This is a genomic window from Prochlorococcus marinus XMU1408 (assembly GCF_003208055.1).
Classification (GTDB): domain Bacteria; phylum Cyanobacteriota; class Cyanobacteriia; order PCC-6307; family Cyanobiaceae; genus Prochlorococcus_B; species Prochlorococcus_B marinus_A.
Genome location: NZ_QJUE01000005.1, coordinates 283943 through 301174, shown reverse-complemented (window position 1 = coordinate 301174; position 17232 = coordinate 283943). Strand labels below are relative to the sequence as shown.

Below are 17232 nucleotides of genomic sequence, written 5' to 3'. Positions count from 1 at the left end.
TAAACGCAGGTTCTCGAATGAGCAGAAGCGCGATTCAGGTAGCCAAAGCAGCTACATATCTGCCTGATTTGGTTGAGGTTCAAAGATCAAGTTTTAAGTGGTTCTTGGATAAAGGCTTGATAGAAGAATTAGATAATTTTTCTCCTATTACTGACTATACAGGTAAGCTTGAATTACATTTTATAGGAGCTGAGTACAAGCTTAAGCGCCCTAGGCATGATGTAGAAGAAGCAAAAAGAAGAGATGCAACTTTTGCTTCTCAGATGTACGTGACTTGTCGTTTAGTTAATAAAGAAACCGGAGAGATCAAAGAGCAAGAAGTTTTTATAGGTGAACTACCTTTAATGACAGAAAGGGGAACTTTTATAATAAATGGTGCTGAAAGAGTAATAGTTAATCAAATTGTTCGTAGTCCTGGAGTCTATTTCAAAGACGAGCAAGATAAAAATGGTAGAAGAACTTATAATGCGAGTGTTATTCCTAATCGTGGTGCATGGTTAAAGTTTGAGACTGATAAAAATGATTTGTTGCATGTTCGTGTAGATAAAACAAGAAAAATTAATGCACATGTCCTAATGAGGGCAATGGGTTTATCCGATAATGATGTAATAGATAAATTAAGACATCCGGAGTTTTATAAAAAGTCAATTGATGCTGCAAATGAAGAGGGTATAAGTTCAGAAGATCAGGCTCTTTTAGAGCTTTATAAGAAACTTAGGCCAGGCGAGCCTCCATCGGTTAGTGGAGGTCAACAGTTACTTCAAACAAGATTTTTTGATCCAAAACGTTATGACTTGGGGAGAGTTGGTAGATATAAAATTAATAAAAAATTACGCCTAACTATCCCAGACAATATTCGGACACTTACAAATGAAGATGTTCTATCTACATTAGATTATTTAATAAATTTAGAATTGGATGTTGGCGGAGCAACATTGGATGATATTGATCATTTAGGTAATAGAAGAGTAAGGTCTGTTGGAGAGCTTTTACAGAATCAAGTCCGAGTTGGATTAAATAGACTTGAAAGAATAATCAAGGAGAGAATGACAGTTGGGGAAACAGATTCTCTTACCCCAGCTCAATTAGTTAATCCAAAACCTTTAGTAGCAGCAATTAAAGAATTTTTTGGTTCAAGTCAATTAAGTCAATTTATGGATCAAACTAATCCATTGGCTGAGTTAACTCACAAAAGACGTATATCTGCCTTGGGACCAGGTGGCTTAACTCGTGAAAGAGCTGGGTTTGCTGTTAGGGATATTCATCCATCTCATTATGGAAGACTTTGTCCAATTGAAACTCCTGAAGGTCCAAATGCAGGTCTTATAAATTCATTAGCTACTCACGCAAGAGTTAATGAATATGGTTTTATTGAGACACCTTTCTGGAAAGTAGATAATGGAAGATTAATTAAAGAAGGAGATCCTATTTATTTATCTGCGGATTTAGAAGATGAGTGCAGGGTTGCCCCTGGTGATGTGGCTACTGACGAAGAAGGAAAAATATTGACAGAACTTGTTCCAGTTAGGTATCGACAAGACTTTGAAACTGTTCCACCCGAGCAAGTTGATTATGTCCAACTTTCACCTGTGCAGGTTATTTCAGTAGCGGCATCTTTAATTCCATTTATTGAACATGATGATGCGAACCGAGCTTTGATGGGTTCCAACATGCAAAGACAAGCAGTTCCTCTTTTGCGTCCAGAAAGACCTCTTGTTGGGACTGGTCTAGAAACTCAAGTTGCTAGAGATTCTGGAATGGTTCCAATTTCAAAAGTTAATGGAACAGTAACTTATGTCGATGCGAATGCAATTGTCGTTACTGATGAAGAAGGAAATGACCATACTCATTACTTACAAAAATATCAGAGGTCTAATCAAGATACGTGTTTAAATCATAGGCCTATAGTTATGAACGGTGATCAAGTTATTGTTGGCCAAGTATTAGCAGATGGATCAGCATGTGAGGGAGGAGAAATAGCCCTTGGTCAAAATGTTTTAATTGCATATATGCCATGGGAAGGCTACAACTATGAAGATGCAATTCTGGTTAGCGAAAGATTAGTTACAGATGATCTATATACTTCAGTGCATATAGAAAAATATGAAATTGAAGCTCGTCAAACAAAACTAGGTCCAGAAGAAATAACAAGGGAGATACCAAATGTCTCAGAAGAAAGTCTTGGAAATCTTGATGAGATGGGGATTATCAGAATAGGAGCTTTTGTTGAGAGTGGAGACATTCTTGTTGGAAAAGTAACTCCCAAAGGAGAATCAGATCAACCACCAGAGGAAAAACTTTTAAGGGCTATTTTTGGAGAAAAAGCAAGAGATGTTAGAGATAACTCTCTTCGAGTCCCCTCTACTGAGAGAGGTCGAGTAGTTGATGTCAGAATCTATACAAGAGAACAAGGTGATGAACTACCACCTGGAGCTAACATGGTTGTAAGAGTCTATGTGGCTCAACGTAGAAAGATTCAAGTTGGGGATAAAATGGCTGGTAGGCATGGTAACAAAGGAATTATTAGTAGAATCCTTCCAAGAGAGGATATGCCTTATCTCCCTGATGGAACACCTGTAGACATATGCCTTAACCCATTAGGAGTTCCAAGTCGAATGAATGTGGGACAAGTATTTGAACTCTTGATGGGATGGGCGGCTTCCAACTTGAATTGTCGCGTAAAAGTCGTCCCATTCGATGAGATGTATGGACCAGAGATGTCTAATCAGACTGTTCAAGCTTACTTAAAAGAAGCTGCGAAGCAGCCAGGGAAATCATGGGTTTTTAACCCTGAGGACCCTGGTAAGTTGCTTCTAACAGATGGTCGAACTGGTGAGCCTTTTGATCAACCAGTTGCAGTTGGCTATGCCCATTTCCTTAAACTTGTCCATCTAGTTGACGATAAAATTCATGCTCGATCTACAGGACCTTATTCTTTGGTAACTCAGCAACCTCTTGGTGGTAAGGCTCAGCAGGGAGGTCAGAGATTGGGAGAAATGGAAGTATGGGCGCTAGAGGCTTACGGAGCAGCATATACATTGCAAGAACTCTTAACTGTGAAGTCTGATGATATGCAGGGTAGGAACGAAGCTCTTAATTCCATAGTTAAAGGTAAACCAATCCCAAGGCCTGGGACGCCAGAATCTTTCAAAGTTTTGATGAGAGAACTTCAGTCATTGGGATTAGATATTGGAGTTTATACAGATGATGGGAAAGAGGTTGATCTAATGCAAGATGTGAATCCTCGAAGAAGCACGCCAAGTAGACCTACCTATGAATCATTAGGTAAAGAGTACGAGGAGTAATCGACTCAATCTGAACACTCATCAAAACACCCTAATTTCTCATGACCAATAGCAATCTACGCACAGAAAATCATTTTGATTACGTCAAAATTAAATTAGCTTCACCTGAAAGAGTAATGGAATGGGGGCAAAGAACTTTGCCCAACGGTCAGGTTGTAGGTGAAGTTACAAAGCCTGAAACAATTAATTATCGAACGTTGAAGCCAGAGATGGATGGATTGTTTTGTGAAAAGATTTTTGGTCCATCAAAAGATTGGGAATGTCATTGTGGGAAATATAAAAGAGTCAGACATCGTGGAATTGTTTGTGAAAGGTGTGGCGTTGAGGTTACAGAAAGTCGTGTAAGAAGACATAGAATGGGATTTATAAAATTAGCTGCTCCTGTTTCACATGTTTGGTATCTAAAAGGGATCCCTAGCTATGTAGCTATCTTATTAGACATGCCTCTAAGAGATGTCGAGCAGATCGTTTACTTTAATTGTTATGTTGTTTTAGATATAGGTGATAGTAAGGATCTTAAATATAAACAGCTACTAACAGAAGATGAATGGCTTGAAATTGAAGATGAGATTTATGCTGAGGATTCAACTATTGAGAATGAACCTATTGTTGGAATAGGTGCAGAGGCTTTAAAACAATTACTTGAAGATTTAAATTTAAAAGAAGTTGCTGAGCAATTGAGAGAAGAAATTTCAACAAGTAAAGGTCAAAAAAGAGCTAAGCTTATAAAAAGGTTAAGGGTTATAGATAATTTTATAGCTACTAGTGCAAGTCCAGAATGGATGGTTTTAGATGCGATACCTGTAATCCCTCCTGATTTAAGACCTATGGTTCAATTGGATGGAGGAAGATTTGCTACATCAGATTTAAATGACTTATATAGAAGAGTAATCAATAGGAACAATCGTCTTGCTCGTCTTCAAGAAATCTTGGCACCAGAAATCATTGTAAGAAATGAAAAAAGGATGTTGCAAGAGGCTGTGGATGCACTAATTGATAATGGTAGAAGAGGAAGAACAGTTGTTGGTGCAAATAATCGTCCTTTGAAATCATTGAGCGACATTATTGAGGGTAAGCAAGGTAGATTCCGACAAAATTTACTTGGGAAAAGGGTTGATTATTCTGGCCGTTCTGTAATTGTAGTTGGCCCTAAATTAAAAATGCATCAATGTGGATTGCCAAAAGAAATGGCAATAGAGCTTTTTCAACCTTTTGTAATTCACAGATTGATTCGTCAGAATATTGTTAACAACATCAAGGCTGCAAAGAAATTGATTCAGAAAGCTGACGATGAAGTTATGCAGGTATTACAGGAAGTTATAGACGGACATCCAATTCTTCTCAACCGTGCCCCTACTTTGCACCGATTAGGTATCCAAGCTTTTGAGCCTAAATTAGTTGCTGGTCGAGCGATACAGCTACATCCATTGGTATGTCCAGCTTTTAACGCTGATTTTGATGGAGATCAAATGGCCGTCCATGTGCCTTTAGCTATTGAGGCGCAAACAGAAGCAAGGATGTTGATGTTAGCGAGTAATAATATTCTTTCCCCCGCAACTGGTGATCCAATTGTTACTCCCTCACAAGATATGGTTTTAGGCTCGTATTACCTCACTGCAATTCAACCTCAGGCAAATCAGCCTAAGTTTGGGGATTATTCACAAACATATGCCTCACTTGAAGACGTAATAAAAGCTCTCGAAGATAAAAGAATAAATCTACATGATTGGGTATGGGTCCGATTCTCTGGTGAAGTTGAGGATGATGATGAACTTCAGAAACCGCATAAGTTAGAGACTTTGAAAGATGGAACTCGTATTGAGGAATGGACATTTAGACGAGACCGTTTAGATGAAGACGGCAGTTTAATTAGCCGTTACATCTTGACTACAGTTGGTCGTGTTGTCATGAATCATACAATTATTGACGCTGTAGCAGCTACTTCATAACTCTCAGAACAAATCTTTTACTTTTTCTTTAATAGCTTTTTGTCATGACTTCTTCATCTCCTAAAACTCGTAAATCCTCTTCTAAATCAAAAGCAAAAAGAGGCTCTAAAGCAAAAAAAGCAGCAGCCATGAAAGCTTTTCAAAGGCTTTCAAAAACTCCCCCTCCTTTTAGAAATAAAGTAGTTGACAAGAAAGGCCTGAAAAATTTGGTTGCATGGGCATACAAAAATCATGGAACAGCAGCAACTGCTGCAATGGCAGATAATCTTAAAGATCTTGGTTTTAGGTATGCAACTCAAGCAGCCGTTTCAATTTCTGTTGATGATTTAAAGGTTCCAGAAGCGAAGCAAGACTTACTTGGCCAGGCGGAAGAACAAATAACGGCTACGGAAGAATGTTATAGGTTAGGAGAAATTACTGAGGTAGAAAGGCATACAAAAGTTATAGACACTTGGACAGAGACTAATGAAAGATTGGTAGATGCAGTTAAAAAGAATTTCAATCAAAACGACCCTTTAAATTCAGTATGGATGATGGCTAATTCAGGAGCTAGAGGCAATATGTCTCAGGTCCGTCAGCTAGTTGGTATGAGAGGATTAATGGCAAATCCTCAGGGTGAGATAATTGACTTGCCAATTAGAACTAATTTTAGAGAGGGTCTTACAGTAACTGAATATGTTATTTCGTCGTATGGAGCTAGAAAAGGTCTAGTTGATACTGCTCTAAGAACTGCTGACTCTGGTTATTTAACTAGACGATTGGTTGATGTCGCTCAAGATGTAATTGTTAGAGAAGAGGATTGTGGAACTACAAGATCAATTTTAATAAATTCTGAGGATGGTAAATATGGAAGTAGACTTGTTGGAAGATTGACATCCGAACAAGTAGTCAATGAAGATCAAGAAATTTTAGCTGAACGTGATACTCCAATTGATCCACTGCTTTCAAAGAAATTTGAACAGTCTCACATTCAAGGTGTCAGGGTTAGATCTCCTCTAACGTGTGAGGCGACCAGATCAGTTTGTCGCAAGTGTTATGGTTGGGCACTTGCTCATAATCAATTAGTTGATTTAGGCGAAGCAGTAGGAATTGTTGCAGCCCAATCTATTGGTGAGCCTGGAACTCAACTAACAATGAGGACTTTTCATACTGGTGGGGTTTCAACAGCAGAGACTGGTGTTGTCCGCTCTACTATTTCAGGAAAAGTTCAATTTGGTTCTAAGGCACGTGTAAGAGGTTATAGAACTCCACATGGTGTTGAGGCTCAACAAGCGGAAGTTGATTTCAACCTAACTATTGTACCTTCCGGTGGTGTTAAGCCTCAGAAAATTGATATACCTAATGGTTCCCTACTTTTTGTAGATAATGGTCAGGACATAGATATAGATGTTACTGTTGCTCAGATTGCTACAGGAGCTGTACAAAAAAGCGTTGAAAAGGCTACTAAGGATGTGATCTGTGATTTAGCTGGTCAAGTTAGATATGAATCAATTATCCAACCAAAAGAGGTTACAGATAGACAAGGAAACATAACACTTAAAGCTCAAAGACTTGGAAGACTTTGGGTCTTAGCAGGTGACGTGTATAACTTACCTCCCAATGCAAGGCCAGTTGTATCTGGTAATGTCCCTGTCACTAAAGGACAAGTTTTAGCTGAAGCAAGCCAGGCGAGTGAATTTGGAGGTGAAGTGAGACTTAGAGACTCTATTGGTGATTCAAGAGAAGTCCAAATAGTAACTACTTCGATGACTCTAAATGATTTTAAATTACTCGAAGAATCAACTCATTCAGGTGAAATATGGCATCTTGAAGCCAAAGATAATACAAGGTATAGGTTAAATACCATTCCTGGAAGCAAAATTGGAAATAACGAGGTAATTGCAGAGTTAGCAGATGATCGGTTTAAAACTGAAACAGGAGGAATTGTTAAATATGCTCCTGGATTGACAATAAAGAAAGCTCGATCGGCAAAGAATGGTTATGAAGTCAGTAAAGGGGGAACTCTTCTATGGATTCCTCAAGAAACTCATGAAATTAACAAAGATATTTCATTGTTGATGATTAAAGATCGTCAATGGATAGAAGCTGGGACTGAGGTCGTAAAGGATATCTTTAGTCAGACTGCTGGAATAGTTACAGTTACTCAGAAAAATGATATTCTCAGAGAGATTATAGTCAGAAGTGGTACTTTCAAGCTATGCAAAGAAAGTAAAGCACTTGATAGGTTTGAGGGTGATGGGCAGATAGTTAATCCTGGTGAGACAATCGCAAAAGGTATCAAGACTGATTCAATGGTTATGGTTCAATCAGTTGAGACACCGGAGGGGAAAGGCCTTTTAATGAGACCTGTGGAGGAATACACTATTCCTGATCAAGCACAACTACCCGAGCTAGAGCATGTTAAACAACCAAAAGGTCCATCACTAGGAATTAAAGCATCTCAAAGACTTGCTTTTAAGGATGGTGAGCTTATTAAATCTGTTGAAGGCATTGAATTGCTTAAAACTCAATTGATGCTTGAGACATTTGATACTACGCCACAAATGACTGTAGACGTAGAAGTATTAAAAGACTCAAATTCAGAGAGCATTGAAAGATTAAAATTAGTAATTCTAGAAAGTATTTTAGTTAGAAGAGATACAACTTCTGATTCAAGCCATGGCTCAACACATACTGAATTACAGATAGAAAATGCTCAAAATGTTTTAGCTGGTGACGTTGTTGCAACAACTCAGATATTGTGTAAACAAGAAGGTATTGTTCAATTGCCTGATGCTATTGATGGCGATCCGATTCGTCGCCTTATTGTTGAAAGAGACGAAGATACAATCTCTATAAATTCGACAGGTACTTCTCTACTAAAAGTTGGACAAAGAGTAGTAGATGGAGACTTCGTATCAAAAGACCAACCAATAGGCGCTTGTGGTGAAATAGAGAAGATTGATGGAAAGGAAGTGAAGTTGCGTCTTGGTAGACCTTATATGGTTTCTCCTGATTCAGTTCTTCATGTTCGTGATGGGGATCTAGTACAAAGAGGTGATGGTTTAGCTTTGTTGGTTTTTGAAAGGCAGAAAACAGGAGACATTGTTCAAGGTTTACCAAGAATCGAAGAGTTACTTGAAGCACGTAGACCCAGAGATTCAGCGATTTTGTGTAAAAAATCTGGAACAGTAGATATCAAAAAAGGAGATGACGATGATTCTAAGATTGTATCTATCATTGAGGATAATGATGTAATAACTGAATATCCAATTCTACTTGGACGCAATGTGATGGTTAGAAATAGCCAGCAAGTTGTTGCTGGCGAGTTCTTGACTGATGGCCCTGTAAATCCTCATGAACTTTTGGAATGTTTCTTTACAGATTTGCGTGATAAAAAACCTCTAATGGATGCGGCTCAAGAGGCAATAGCTAAACTTCAGCATAGGATGGTTAGTGAAGTTCAGAATGTTTATAAGTCACAAGGTGTAGCCATAGATGATAAACATATTGAGGTAATAGTTCGTCAGATGACAAGTAAAGTACGAATCGAAGATGCGGGGGACACTACATTTTTGCCAGGAGAATTGATAGAGCTTAGGCAAGTTGAAGATACTAATCAGGCTATATCAATTACTGGAGGTGCACCTTCAGAATTCACGCCTGTGTTACTTGGTATTACTAAAGCATCACTTAATACTGATAGTTTTATATCTGCTGCTTCATTCCAAGAAACAACACGAGTCTTGACAGAAGCTGCCATTGAAGGCAAGTCGGATTGGCTTCGTGGACTTAAGGAAAATGTGATTATTGGTCGTCTGATACCCGCCGGTACTGGTTTCAGTGGTTTTGTTGAAGAGTTAAATGCCGAAGCAGGTCCTCATCCAGATATTTTGGCTGAAGATCCTGCAGGTTACAGAAGGATTCAAAACCTTAGACCTGACTATACTGTTGATATGCCTTCATCTCCAGTAGCTAAGAATACTTCTGTTTTAGATGATCCTAGTGAAGAGGATTTAGAGGCAACTAGAAGTAGACATGGAATCGATCCTACAACGAGTAATTTTGCAGCATTCGCTCGTCCAACTGGTGATGATGAGTCATCCGAAGATCAAATGCCAGATCCAGCCGCGTTGGAGGGACTGCAAGAAGAAGGTTTGCTTTCTGACGAATAAGTGAATTTTCTACAATATGACTCTAAATTATCTAACATTTAATTCTTCTATTTAAAAGTTGCCAGATGATTGAACCACCTGTAATTCCTAAGCGTAAGTTGCCTCGTTACGGATTTCATACGCATACTGAACGTGTGAATGGTCGATGGGCAATGATTGGTTTTATTGCATTAGTTCTTTTGGAATTTAAATTGGGGCATGGTTTGATGAATTGGTGACAAATTTTCCTCATTTTTCAAGTAATTCATCTTTACTTGGATTAAGTTCAGAAAATCTTGAAGAATTTGCCATACAGGAAGGCGAAAAAGCTTTTCGTGGTAGGCAGATTTATGAATGGATTTATCAAAGAGGTGCAAAAGATTTAGATTCAATTACTGTTCTTCCAAAGAAATGGCGAGATTCTCTACAAAATAAAGGCATAAAGATTGGGAGACTCGATGAAATTAAAAGGGTTCTTGCCGAAGATTCGACATTGAAATTATTGATGGGGACCTTTGATGGGGAAATTATAGAGACAGTTGGAATACCAACAGATAAAAGACTTACTGTTTGTGTCTCAAGTCAAATAGGCTGTCCTATGGGTTGTAGGTTTTGTGCCACTGGGAAGGGAGGTCTTAATAGATCTCTTGATGTTAATGAGATAGTTGATCAAGTTATAAGTGTCAGAGAAACAATGAATAGAAGGCCCACTCATGTTGTCTTTATGGGTATGGGGGAGCCACTTCTTAATATTCATAATGTTTTAGATTCTATTCAATGCCTCACAAATGATATTGGTATTGGGCAAAGGAAAATAACCGTCAGTACAGTTGGAATACCTGATACTCTCCCAGATTTAGCAAAATTAGCTCAAGAGCGATTAGGTAGAGTTAAATTCACCCTCGCAGTGAGTCTTCATGCTCCTAATCAGAATTTGCGTGAATTAATAATTCCTTCTGCTAGTTCTTATCCGATAACATTATTACTTAGAGACTGTAAGAAATATATAGAACTTACTGGTAGACGAGTAAGTTTTGAATATATCCTTCTTGGAGGCTTGAATGACAAAGATATTCATGCAGAACAATTAGCTAATCTCATGAAAGGATTTCAGAGCCATGTTAATTTGATAGCTTATAACCCCATCGCTGAAGAGAGTTTTAAACGACCAAGCCAATCAAGAGTGAGCAGTTTTAGAGAATTATTAGAAAACAAAGGTGTTGCTGTAAGTGTTCGTGCAAGTAGAGGTAGAGATAAGGATGCAGCATGTGGTCAATTAAGGAGGCGAAAAATCGATACAATGAATATCAATTAAGCAAGTAAAGAATTTACTTGTGAGTTCTTATGACATTTATTGACTGGTTTATTTTATTTCTTTATTTAATATTTTCCTTGGGGTTAGGAATTTATATTTCACTAAAAAATAACGATGAAGCAGATTACTTTGTTGCTGGTCGTCGCTTAAATGGTTTGCTTGCAGGGATGTCCATGGCTGCTACAACATTTTCAATTGATACGCCTCTCTATGTAGCAGGTATTATTGGGACACGAGGCCTTGCAGGAAATTGGGAGTGGTGGAGTTTTGGACTTGCACATGTTGCCATGACGGTTATATTCGCTCCACTTTGGAGGCGTAGTGGAGTATTGACTGACGCAGCATTTACTGAATTGCGTTATGGGGGTCAAGCAGCAGCTTATTTAAGAGGTATCAAAGCTTTTTTACTTTCTGTTCCAATCAATTGTATTGGAATTGGTTATGCTTTTTTAGCAATGCGTAAGGTCGCAGAAGCATTTGGAGTGGTAGATGGACATATTGTATTCGGTATATTTACTGACACGATATTTTTAATGATTTTAGTTGCTTTATTTTTGCTTATTTACACTGTTCTTGGTGGTCTTTGGGCAGTAGTGGTTAATGATTTTGTACAACTATTGTTAGCTCTTTTAGGTGCGTTTGCTGTTAGCTACGTGGCACTTGATGCCTCAGGCGGGATGAATGATTTGTTATTTAAATTAGAGGCGTTAGATCGACCAGAACTACTTTCTTTATTTCCATGGACGTTGAATAGAGACGGTATTAATTGGCTAGATAGTACTGAAATAAGTATTACTACTTTTTTAGCTTTTATTTCTTTGCAGTGGTGGAGTTTTAGACGTAGCGATGGTGGCGGAGAATTTATTCAACGTTTATTGGCTACTAAAGATGAAAAACAGGCAACATTAGCAGGCATAATTTTTCTAATTGTTAATTATCTTATTCGAAGTTGGCTTTGGATTCTAGTTGGATTGGCTGCGTTAGTTCTCTTGCCTTCACAAACAGATTGGGAATTAAGTTATCCAAATCTAGCTGTTACTTATTTACCACCTGTTGGCCTTGGATTAGTTGTTGTTTCAATGGTCGCCGCATTTATGAGTACCGTAAGTACTTCAATTAACTGGGGGGCAAGTTATCTCGCTCATGATTTGTATAAAAGATTTTTGCGACCTTCGGCTGGTCCCCGAGAAATGGTTCTTGTAGGTCAGTTTGCAAGTATTTTATTGCTTTTAATTGGCGTTATAACAGCTTTATTTAGTAATAGTATTGGTTCAATGTTTAGGCTTGTTATAGCGATAGGAACGGGTCCAGGCGCAGTTCTTGTATTGAGGTGGTTTTGGTGGCGAATTAATGCTCTGGCAGAACTTTCAGCAATGTTGAGTGGTTTTTTTATTGGCTTAATAACATCAGTATCTCCATATTTCATGATTGAAGATTTTGGAACAAGGCTATTCTTCACAACTTCATTTACTGCTGTAATTTGGCTGTTAACCCTACTTTTTACCGAACCTGAGTCAGATGAGACACTTAGTAAATTTGTTAAACAAGTAAAACCACCAGGACCTGGTTGGAGAAAAATAAGACAAAAATATAATCTTGATCCTGTTGACTCTCTCTTAGTGCTCGGTTCTCGCTTCGTTCTAGGGTCAGGAATTTTATATGGTGGCTTAATTAGTATTGGAGCCTTTTTATTACATCAAGAAAGTAGTGGTTGGATTGCTCTGTTTATTGCAGTTAGTTGTGTATTTTTAATCAAGAAAACAAGATTAATAACTAAATAAGTTGACCCAAAATAGCCAAATGGTCAAAATTTAGAGCAGAATAGAGAACTAATTAGATTGCAACCTTGGGTTTTTTACGAACGACTCTTTTTCCTATTTTGATCGTTGCGCTTTTTGGTGTTGCTTTTTTAGCAGTCAGCGCTCGTATATGGCTGCCTGGGGATATGCTTGCACCAGCACCAATTAATTAAGTTTGCTCTTCTTCAGTCAGAGCTATGAATGATGCAAATCAAAAATTAAGTAAAGAAGGTTTGGCTAATTTAGCCATAGATCCTGATCTTTTGGCTAGAGAATTAGCAGCTCAATTAGCAGGAGATCCATTAGATGAAATTGAATTAGATAAAACTGACGAAGATTTGGTTAATGCATCAAAAGAATGTGATCTTGCTTTGAATTGGCTTCAATCTGGGAATGAAGAGAGACTGCAGGGGCTAAGAGTCTTTTGCGAACATAGAGATCCTAGAGCTCTTCCTTTTCTAGTCCCTTTACTTGAAGAGCCCTCTCCTGTTGTGCGGATGAGTGCTGTTTATGCTTTAGGTAGAAATCCTTGCCCACAAGCTATCGATCTACTATTGCATTTATTGAGGTTTGATAGTAATGCTTATGTGCGAAAAGCTACAGCTTGGAGTCTTGGAAATTACTCAGATGCCCCTGTCCTTGAGCCCCTAATTAACGCCTTAAAACAAGATGTTGCGGCTGTTCGATTGTGGGCATCGAGCTCTTTAGCGGAGGTTGGACTTAATTCAGCAGAAAGCTCTCTACCCGCAGCAAATCAATTGCTTGAAAGTTTACAAGTTGATGGTGAGCCAATTGTTAGAAGTAATTGCATTTGGTCTCTTGGACGCCTTTACAGTCTATTGAGTGAGGAAATCAAAATCGAGATAGAAGAAACTTTTATTTCTGTTTTATTGAATGATAGAGAGCCTTCTGTACGGTACGAAGCTAGGACAGCTTTGGAGCAATTGGATAATCCAGGGGTGAAAGCAAGGTTAAAAGCATTAATTGATGATGGTCAATTGGTTTAATTTTTGGTACAAAAACACTTCGTTGTAATTAATAATTCGCGAATCTATACTTTTTTTCTATATCATCAGTGACTTAAGGGCTTTATTACATGCCACAACGCACACTGCGCTTTAAAATCCGACAAGATGGACGTGTTGAAGAAACCGTCGAAGGTCTTATTGGTGAAGCATGTATTGATTTAACAGAGAAGCTTGAAGATGCCTTAGGCACCGTTGAGCGGAGAGAACCAACCTCTGATACCTTTATTCGTGAAAAGGTTCAAAAACAGATTATCCCTGCAGAAATCCACTGATGTCACATTTCAGCACAGTAAAAACGCAACTTCGTAAGAAAGAGTTTTTAAAACAGGCTCTTATTGATTTAGGACATGTTCCTAATGAAGGAGAAAATTTAGTAAGAGGTTATAGAGGCCAAACTGTTAAAGCTGAAGTGACTGTTCAAATGAGTAAGGGAACAGATATTGGATTCCGTTGGAATCAAAGTTCAAAATCATATGAACTTGTAGCTGATCTTGACCTCTGGAAACAATCAATACCAGTTGAAAGATTTTTAGCTCAAGTTACTCAACGTTATGCTTTAAATACTGTTCTTGATTCAACCGCTCAAGAGGGATTCCAAGTCTCTGAACAAAAGCAAAATATAGATGGATCAATAGAATTAGTAGTTACGCGTTGGGACTCTTAATTTTAAGATTTAAAATTGACTTTTGACCCTAGCGCAGCTTTTGAAACTAAATCTCGTGAATACCAGCAACCAACTGATAATCATGATCCAAGAGCTGCATTTCAAGCTACTAACAATGAAGAATTTAAGCTCAATGGTAGAGATCCCGTATTGGGTGGAAAATTAAGAGAAAGAGCTGTATGGGTAGATGAAAGGAAATGTATAGGTTGTACATATTGCAGTTCAGTTGCGACTAATACTTTTGCAATGGAGCCTGAACAAGGCAGAGCAAGAGCATTTAGACAGGATGGAGATAGTGAGGAACTAATTCAAGAAGCTGTAGACACCTGCCCAGTTGATTGTATTGAATGGGTCTCTTTTGAAGACTTAATTAAATTGGAAGAAGTTATAAAAAATCATAATTTTAGGAATTTAGGTTTACCACCGGTTACTTGATTTTCAAATACACAACTGGTAAGAATGAAAGACAGTCAAAACAATTCAATACCTAGAAGAAGATTTGGGCGAACAGAGATTCAGATGCCAGTCTTATCTCTTGGAGGGATGCGCTTTCAACAAAGCTGGAAGGATTTAGATCCTAAAGAAATTAATAATCAACAACAAGACATATTGCAAAAAACTATTAAGCATGCGTCTCGAAAAGGTATGCATCATATAGAAACTGCTCGTCATTATGGGACATCAGAACGCCAGATAGGTTGGGCCTTCGGTCAAATCGAGGACCCAAAAAGAATATTGCAAACGAAAATCCCACCAAATAATGATACTTCGATATTTGAGAAAGAACTTGAGTTAAGTATGAGTAGATTAGGTTCTAAGAAAATTAATTTATTAGCTATTCATGGTATCAATCTTCCTGAGCATTTAGATATGACTATTCGTCCTAATGGATGTCTAGAGATTGTTCGTCGTTGGCAAAAAGCTGGTCTTGTTGATCATGTTGGCTTCTCAACTCATGCAAATGTTGACCTGATAATTAAAACAATTGAAACAGGACTTTTTGATTATGTTAATTTGCATTGGTATTTTATTCGTCAGGAAAATGAAAGAGCTTTGGAAGCAGCGAATGCTAATGATATGGGGGTTTTTATTATCAGCCCTACAGATAAGGGAGGTCATCTACATACACCGTCATTGAAACTCTTAGATTTATGTAGTCCTTTACATCCTATAGAATTTAATGATCTGTTTTGTTTGAGTGATAAAAGAATTCATACATTAAGTGTTGGAGCGTCAAAACCTGAAGATCTGGATATTCATTTAAGTGCAATTTCTAAGATGGATATCATGCATGGATTAATTAATACCATAGATAAGCGACTTATGGATGCCTCATTTAAGTCGCTTGGAGAGTCATGGTTGACTACCTGGAATATAGGTTTACCTAGTTGGGATCAAACTCCCGGAGAGATTAATATACCTATTTTGTTGTGGCTAAATAATTTATTAGAGGCTTGGGATATGGAAAGCTTTGCTAAAGATCGTTATGCTCTTCTAGGTAGAGGAGGACATTGGTTCCCAGGATCAAATGCAGATTGCTTGGATTGTGAAGTGAGTGAGGATGACTTAAAAAAAGTTTTGATTAATAGCCCGTGGAGCTCTGAAATACCTTTGATACTTAGAAAATTGAAAGATAGATTGGGGGGAGAAAGAAGAGATAGATTATGGGGAATTTAGGAACCTAAAGGCTGTTTTTTGGGTTTGCCAATTGATCTTGGATATTGATTGGGACATTTATTAATAGAACTAATCCTAATAATATTTCTAATACCGCGATTGTTAGGTAGTACGAATTTATATGCCCGTTGGATCTCTGCATTCAGTTCAGTTAAAGCTTTTTTTAGTATTTGTTGCTCTATTTCATTCCAGTCCCCTTTGAATATGAGCGCCTGACCTGTCGAATTTAAAAAAGGCACGAGATATTCTGCTACTACATCTGCAGAAGCAACTGCTCTGGCAATTGCATAGTCAAAATTACTTCGAAGGGTTGGATCCCTTCCTGCTGTCTCAGCTCGTTCAGTTACGACTGTTATACGTGAATTTAACCCAATTTCTTTAGAAACTTCTTTCAGAAAGGTCGTTTTTTTACTTGAAGAATCTAAAAGAGTAATATTTGAATTTGGCATTGCTATTGCTATTGCAATACCAGGGAATCCACAGCCAGAGCCAACATCAATATATTTGTGAGAAAGTTCTGGGTATTGAAGTTCTTCATGCAGAGGTAACAAGCTATCACATACTTGTGCAATCCAGAAATCATCTCCATCGATTAAACGAGTAAGGTTGGTCTTCTTATTCCATTCTTTAAGTAACTCTTGTAAATGGATAAATTGAGCTAATTGTTTTTCATTTGGTACCCAATTAAGCTCATTCCATATCATGAGATGATTTGTTTCTTTGTTATTTTGATCAGTAGACATTTTGAATTGTTTTTGAAATAGTCAGTCCTGAGATATTTAGATAAAATCTATACATCATTAGATCATATTTTCTTTAGTTGACTCCTTCTTCCAATTGTTACGAACTGCTTGGTGTTTCTCCCTCTGCCAATAACGCAGAACTTAGAAAAGCTTTCCGTCAATTAAGTAAGCGACTTCATCCTGATACTACATCTTTGCCAAGTGATGAAGCGACAAGGCAATTTCAAAATGTTTGCGAGGCTTATGATTTATTAAGTGATCCTGTCCTAAGGGCAAATTATGACTTATTTATAGAGAAAGAGAATAATCTTATAAGTCAGACAAAAGAACCTTCTTTAACAAAAATAAAACCTGTAGATTTTTCTAAATCGATAGGAGTAAGACGACCATTATCAGGTGGAGAATTGTTTTCACTTCTTCTTTTAATAATTTCTATTTTCTTGAGCTTGGCTTTAGGAGTGTTTATTGCTTTTTTAAGACGAGGAAATTTGGAGTTTACTCCAAGTTGGTTGATGTAAGTTTAATTTTTTAGAACCATCCTATGGTCAAGTTATAAATATTTTCTGTTTTGATAATACCAGTTTCTATTGTTTTGATGATAACTCTTCAGGGTGATTTG

At 37.7% G+C, this 17232-nt stretch carries 14 protein-coding genes; 13 read left to right on the top strand and 1 reads right to left on the bottom strand.

Annotation, left to right across the window (positions count from 1 at the left end; translation table 11 throughout):
* Positions 1-17: 17 nt before the first annotated feature.
* From rpoB to DNJ73_RS07985, 12 genes are all read left to right on the top strand, one after another.
* Entirely contained in the window at positions 18-3305 is a 3288-nt protein-coding gene (rpoB, locus tag DNJ73_RS08035; RefSeq protein WP_158467184.1) for a DNA-directed RNA polymerase subunit beta, read from the top strand.
* Positions 3306-3346: 41 nt separating this feature from the next.
* Entirely contained in the window at positions 3347-5254 is a 1908-nt protein-coding gene (locus tag DNJ73_RS08030; protein WP_158467183.1) for a DNA-directed RNA polymerase subunit gamma, read from the top strand.
* Between the two features lie 44 nt (positions 5255-5298).
* Positions 5299-9408 carry a DNA-directed RNA polymerase subunit beta' gene (locus DNJ73_RS08025; protein WP_158467182.1) on the top strand — a complete coding sequence of 1370 codons (4110 nt, stop codon included), beginning with the start codon at positions 5299-5301 and terminating at the stop codon, positions 9406-9408.
* Between the two features lie 65 nt (positions 9409-9473).
* On the top strand, positions 9474-9626 hold the full coding sequence (locus DNJ73_RS08020) for a high light inducible protein (protein ID WP_158467181.1): 153 nt from the start codon (positions 9474-9476) through the stop codon (positions 9624-9626).
* The gene (gene rlmN, locus DNJ73_RS08015; RefSeq protein WP_158467180.1) at positions 9623-10702 is read left to right on the top strand and encodes a 23S rRNA (adenine(2503)-C(2))-methyltransferase RlmN; all 1080 of its coding nucleotides are present in this window, start codon (positions 9623-9625) and stop codon (positions 10700-10702) included. Before DNJ73_RS08020 ends, rlmN begins: the two co-directional genes overlap by 4 nt.
* Before the next feature lie 29 nt (positions 10703-10731).
* Positions 10732-12483: a sodium:solute symporter family protein gene (locus tag DNJ73_RS08010; protein WP_158467179.1), complete on the top strand. Its 1752-nt coding sequence runs from the start codon at positions 10732-10734 to the stop codon at positions 12481-12483.
* Between the two features lie 65 nt (positions 12484-12548).
* Positions 12549-12674 (top strand): hypothetical protein, encoded by a 126-nt coding sequence (locus DNJ73_RS10240; protein ID WP_257473430.1) that lies wholly within the window; start codon positions 12549-12551, stop codon positions 12672-12674.
* A gap of 24 nt (positions 12675-12698) precedes the next feature.
* Positions 12699-13508: a HEAT repeat domain-containing protein gene (locus DNJ73_RS08005; RefSeq protein WP_158467178.1), complete on the top strand. Its 810-nt coding sequence runs from the start codon at positions 12699-12701 to the stop codon at positions 13506-13508.
* A gap of 89 nt (positions 13509-13597) precedes the next feature.
* Positions 13598-13801 carry a DUF2997 domain-containing protein gene (locus tag DNJ73_RS08000; RefSeq protein WP_158467177.1) on the top strand — a complete coding sequence of 68 codons (204 nt, stop codon included), beginning with the start codon at positions 13598-13600 and terminating at the stop codon, positions 13799-13801.
* A complete protein-coding gene (locus tag DNJ73_RS07995) occupies positions 13801-14193 on the top strand; it encodes a DUF1257 domain-containing protein (protein ID WP_158467176.1) in 393 nt (130 codons plus the stop codon). Before DNJ73_RS08000 ends, DNJ73_RS07995 begins: the two co-directional genes overlap by 1 nt.
* A gap of 15 nt (positions 14194-14208) precedes the next feature.
* Positions 14209-14628 carry a ferredoxin gene (locus DNJ73_RS07990; RefSeq protein ID WP_158467175.1) on the top strand — a complete coding sequence of 140 codons (420 nt, stop codon included), beginning with the start codon at positions 14209-14211 and terminating at the stop codon, positions 14626-14628.
* A 24-nt stretch (positions 14629-14652) separates the two neighbouring features.
* Entirely contained in the window at positions 14653-15870 is a 1218-nt protein-coding gene (locus DNJ73_RS07985) for an aldo/keto reductase (protein WP_187152628.1), read from the top strand.
* On the opposite strand, the gene rsmG is transcribed toward DNJ73_RS07985, so the two are convergent.
* Entirely contained in the window at positions 15867-16613 is a 747-nt protein-coding gene (gene rsmG, locus DNJ73_RS07980) for a 16S rRNA (guanine(527)-N(7))-methyltransferase RsmG (RefSeq protein ID WP_158467173.1), read from the bottom strand. The genes DNJ73_RS07985 and rsmG overlap by 4 nt on opposite strands.
* Before the next feature lie 77 nt (positions 16614-16690).
* Between rsmG and DNJ73_RS07975 the strand changes: the two genes are divergently transcribed.
* A complete protein-coding gene (locus tag DNJ73_RS07975; RefSeq protein ID WP_158467172.1) occupies positions 16691-17131 on the top strand; it encodes a J domain-containing protein in 441 nt (146 codons plus the stop codon).
* Positions 17132-17232 lie beyond the last annotated feature (101 nt).